The sequence below is a fragment of the Streptomyces anandii JCM 4720 genome, from assembly GCF_014650655.1.
Lineage (GTDB): Bacteria > Actinomycetota > Actinomycetes > Streptomycetales > Streptomycetaceae > Streptomyces > Streptomyces anandii.
On record NZ_BMVJ01000008.1, the window covers coordinates 118267 to 123097 of the forward strand.

Annotated in this window: 4 protein-coding genes; all 4 read left to right on the forward strand. The window is 73.5% G+C overall.

Annotation, left to right across the window (positions count from 1 at the left end):
* On the forward strand, positions 1 to 1324 hold a 1324-nt coding region (locus tag IE249_RS16460; RefSeq protein ID WP_189705575.1), incomplete at its 5' end, for an exopolysaccharide biosynthesis polyprenyl glycosylphosphotransferase.
* A gap of 141 nt (positions 1325 to 1465) precedes the next feature.
* Entirely contained in the window at positions 1466 to 2755 is a 1290-nt protein-coding gene (locus tag IE249_RS16465) for an O-antigen ligase family protein (protein ID WP_308434357.1), read from the forward strand.
* The gene (murJ, locus tag IE249_RS16470) at positions 2752 to 4419 is read left to right on the forward strand and encodes a murein biosynthesis integral membrane protein MurJ (RefSeq protein WP_189705577.1); all 1668 of its coding nucleotides are present in this window, start codon (positions 2752 to 2754) and stop codon (positions 4417 to 4419) included. Before IE249_RS16465 ends, murJ begins: the two co-directional genes overlap by 4 nt.
* On the forward strand, positions 4403 to 4831 hold a 429-nt coding region (locus IE249_RS37505; RefSeq protein ID WP_229858658.1), incomplete at its 3' end, for a polysaccharide deacetylase family protein. The genes murJ and IE249_RS37505, both read left to right, overlap by 17 nt.

Sequence of the window (4831 nt, forward strand, 5' to 3'; positions counted from 1 at the left end):
CCCGCCCGGGCGCCGCCGGCCGCTGACCGGCTCGCGGGTGCCGCTGTTCCTCGCGGACGGAGCCGCCGCAGTGCTGGGCGGTCTCACGCTCACGGAGGCAGGGCGCCGCCCGCTGCTCGCGGGTCTGCTGATCGCCTGCTCGCTCCTGCTGAGCCCGCGCGCACCTCGTTCACCGGCTCCCGGGGTGCTGGACGAACTGCCCGCCGTCTGCGGTCGGATCGCGGCGTCCTGGCTGGCCGTGGCGGCACTGGTGGCGGCCTGCCGACCCGGGCACGCGCTGTCGGCACACGCTCTGCTGGCCGGCTTGGTCCTGCAGGCGGCGGCCGGCTCCGCGCTGCGCGGCGCGGTGCACGCCCACCGGCGGATCATGCTGCTGCGCCGTCCGCACACCGCGCTCGTCATCGGCCCGGCGGCGATCGCGCAGCGCGTCGCCGCGGCCTTGCTGCGGCATCCGCGGTGCGGAGTACGGCCGGTGGGGGTCGTGGCGGCTCATGCCGAGGACGCGGAGGGGCTGCCGGTGCTGACGACCGGCGAGGAGATCGAACGCGCGGTCATCCAGAACGGGGTGCGGGCCGTGCTGGTCGTCCATCCCTCCGCCCGGAGCGCGCAGGGCGCGGTACTGCGGGCGCTGGCCGAGTGGGGGTGCACGGTGTGGGAGGTGGACGCGGACTCGCCGTCGTACGCGTCCGAGGAGCGGCTGGCGGGGTACCCCTGCCGCCGTATCGGGCTCTCCGCCGCCCGGCGGCGCGGCAGCGCGGGCAAGCGGGCGCTGGATGTCCTGGTCTCCGGCACACTTCTGCTCCTGCTCGGCCCGCTGCTGCTGGCATGCGCCGCGGTGTTGCGGATCACGGACGGGCCCGGGGTGGTGTTCCGGCAGGAGCGCATCGGCAAGGACGGCAGACCGTTCACCCTGTTGAAGTTCCGTACCCATCGCCCGGTCGACGCGCACGAGGCGGCGACACGGTGGAGTGTGGCCGACGAGCACGGGATGCGCCCGTTCTGCAGGATGCTGCGGCGCACCTCCCTGGACGAGCTGCTGCAGCTGTGGAACGTACTGCGGGGCGACATGAGCCTGGTCGGCCCCAGGCCCGAACGGCCCTACTTCGCGGCGCAGTTCAGCAAAGCGCACCCGGGGTACGCGGCGCGCCACCGCATGCGCACCGGGATCACCGGACTGGCCCAGGTCCACGGACTGCGGGGGGACACCTCCATCGAGGACCGCTGCCGGTTCGACAACGCCTACATCGACGACTGGTCACTGTGGCAGGACATCTGCATCCTGCTGCGCACCGCGGCCACGCTGGTGCGCCCGACGGGAAGCTGAGAGATGAGCCGCGCTGTACCACCGCGACCGCGGGGGGCCCGCCTCCACACTCCGTTCCTCCACCGCAGCCGGGTTGCTTCCGGAGGCCGGGCCTCCTCACCTCTCGCGGCCCCGGCCACCGCACGCGCGGCGCTGCTGCCGGTGGTCGCCGTCGTCGCTCTGCTGGCCCTGCCGCTCGCGCCGGGCGACGACGGCGGCGCGGGACCCGCCGATGCCGCCTCCGCCGTGATGGTCCTGTACTGCGCGGTACGGCTGCTGCGCGACCGGCGGCGCCCCCTGACCCCCGTCGCGGGCGTGGTGCTGGGTCTCCCGGTGGCAGGGCTCGCCCTGGCGGCCGTGCAGGCGTCCTCATGGTCGGCCGGGCTGTCCGGCCTGGGCCGCTACCTGCAGGTGTTCGTGCTGGTCCCGGCAGCCGTCCTGGTCCTGATCCGTGACCGCGGTGACTTCCGGATGCTGGCCTGGTCGCTGGTGGGGCTCGCGCTGTGGCAGGGAGCGGTCGGCGTGCACCAGTACGCGACGGGGACCGGCGCCTCCTACCGGGGCGAGGACGTACGGGCCGTGGGCACCTTCGGTGCGCACGACGTGATGGGCATGGCCACGGTCGTCTCCCTGGGCCTGGTCTGCGCGGTCGGTCTCGCTCTCGGCCGGACCACCGCCGTGCGGGAGCGGGTGGCAGCCGCCGTGTGTGTGCCGGCGCTGCTGCTCCCGCTGGCGCTGTCGTTCAGCCGGGGAGCCTGGATCGCGACGGCCGTGACCTGTACGGCGCAGCTGCTGCTGGCCGGGGTGCGGCGCGCGCTGAAGGTGGCCTCGGCGGTGATCGCCGCCGGAGTCGTCCTGATGGGCGGCTTCGGCGCCGGGACGGCGATGCTGCAGGAGCGAATGGAGAGCATCACGCAGGTCACCGACGCCCCGGACCAGTCCGTCGTCGACCGGTACTCCCTGTGGGCGGCCGCGGCCGGCATCTGGCGGGAACACCCGCTGACCGGTGTGGGCCTGAAGAGCTTCCCGGAGTACCGGGACGGGCACGCTCCTGCGGCGCTGTCCTCCGGCAGCGACACCGAGGGCGCGGGCGCGACGTTCCGCAGGCAGCCGCTGCTGTCACCGCACAACATGTACCTGCTGGTCCTCGCTGAGCAGGGCCTGGCCGGGCTGCTGGCTCTCCTCGGCAGCTGGCTGGCACTGCTGGTGTGCGCCGTGCGCAGGCTGCCGCACTCCCGCGGCCCCGGGCTAGACTGTGCGCTCGTCGCCTGCGGACTGCTCGTGTGGCAGCTGACCGACTTCGCCTACGCCGACATCGGTGGCCCGTCGACCGTACTGACCGCCGTGTGCCTCGGGCTGGCGGCTTGGTGGGCACTGGCCCTCGCTCCGCGGGACAGCCGGGCGCCGTCGGATCCGGTGCGCGCCCACGCCGAGGGGGCCCTGGCACGATGACCGTGACACCTTCTCCGGGCGCCGGGACGCTGCCCTCCGGGCCGGTCACCGGGCCGGGCCCGGAGGCCGAAGACCCCACTGCTGTATCCGGCCGGTTCCTGGCCAAGGCGACGCTGGTCACGGCGTCGTTGTCCATCGCGGGGTCCCTGCTCGGCCTGGTACGGGACCAGTCGCTGGCCCGGCTGTTCGGGGCGGGCAGCGAGACCGACGCCTTTCTGGTGGCCTGGACCGTTCCGGAGTTCGCCGCCACGCTGCTGATCGAGGACGGGTTGGCGTTCGCTTTGATCCCGGCGTTCAGCCTGGCCCTCGCCCGGCGCGCTCAGGGAGTCCCGGGCGACCCCGTCCGCTCCCTGGTAGCCGGCACACTGCCCCGGTTGGCCCTGGGTCTGGTGGCGGTCTCCACGCTGGTCATCGGTGCGGCGCCTTACCTGGCCGGGGCACTGGCGCCCGGCCTGGCCGATCCCCGTCCGGCCACCGACTGCATGCGGCTGACCGCGACCTGCGTGCTGAGCTTCGGACTCGCCGGCTACTGCAGCGCCGTGCTGCGGGCGCACCGTCGTTTCCTGGCTCCGGCGGCGATCTACGTCATTTACAACACCGGCATCATCGCCGCGATGTTTCTGCTGGGCGGCCGGTTGGGGGTCCGCTCCGCGGCGGTGGGTGTCTCGGTGGGCGGATTCCTCATGGTGGCGGTCCAGCTTCCTCCGCTGTGCCGGCAGTTGCGGCAGCGGACGAGAACACCGTCCGGCGGACGTACACGGGCTCTGTGCGACTCGGTGCCACCGGAGCGGCCGATGGATCCCGGCCTGGTCACGACTGTCCTCCTGTTCGCCCTGTGCCGGCAGTCGCAGGTCCTCATCGAGCGGTTCCTCGCCTCGACGCTGCCCGCCGGGTCGATCTCCCACCTGAACTACGCCCAGAAAGTGGCGCAGATCCCGATGTCCCTGTCGCTGATGCTGTGCACCGTCACCTTCCCGGTGGTGGCCCGTGCGCTCGCCGACGGCCACGTGGAGCGGGCACGCGGCCGCGTGGAAAGGGACCTGGCGCTGACCTCCTGCCTGGTGCTGTCGGGCGTGTCCGCGGTGGTCGCCTGCGCCCCGCAGATCGTCCAACTCCTCTTCCAGAGGGGAGCGTTCACCGCGCAGGACACCGCGGCGACGGCGCAGGTGCTGCGCGTGTACGCGCTCGGACTGCTCGGGCAGACCCTCGTGGGCGTGCTGATCCGTTCGTACTTCTCGGCCGGGCGGCCGAACTGGTACCCGGTGGGCGCGATGACCGTCGGCATCGTGGTCACCTCCTGGATCGGGGCGGCCACCGTGCACTCCTTCGGGGTGGCGGGCATCGCCGCCGCGAACGCCGTGGGCATCACCACGACGGCGGTCCTGCTGCTCACCGGGATGCGCCGGCACAGCATGCCGGTCCGCACCCGGCGGGTGCTGGCAGAGCTGAGCAGGCCCCTGCGGGCGGCGGTGGTCGCCACCGCCTGCGGGGCGTTCACCGCGAGCGTTCCCGGATCCGCCGCGGGGGGTCTCGCGCTCGGTCTGCTGACCGTGGCCGTCGTCTTCGGGCTGCTCGCCCGAGCCCTGGGCGCCCTGGGCGTCACTCCCGTGCTCCGCTCCGTCCGCACCGCGACACGAAGGCACGCACATGGCCTCTTCCGTTGAACCCGCCCGCACCGGTACCCGGCTCGTCCCGCTGGGCGGCTCCGTGCCATGGGTGGCGATGTACCACTCCGTCGGTGACTGTTCCGACGACCCCTACCGCATCACAGTGACGCCCGAACGGCTCGGACTCCAGCTGGAGTGGCTGCGCCGGCGGGGGCTGCGGGGCGTGTCCGTGAGCGACCTTCTCGCCGCTCGCGCCCGTGGTGAGGGACGGGACCTGGTGGGGCTCACCTTCGACGACGGCTACGCCGACTTCGTCAGCACCGCCCTTCCGCTGCTCCACCGCCGCCGCTTCGGCGCCACTCTCTTCGTCCTACCGGGACGGCTCGGCGGCGAGAACGACTGGGACCCGCTCGGCCCGCGCAAGCCTCTGCTGACCGCGGACGGTGTCAGGCGGGCGGCAGCGGAAGGG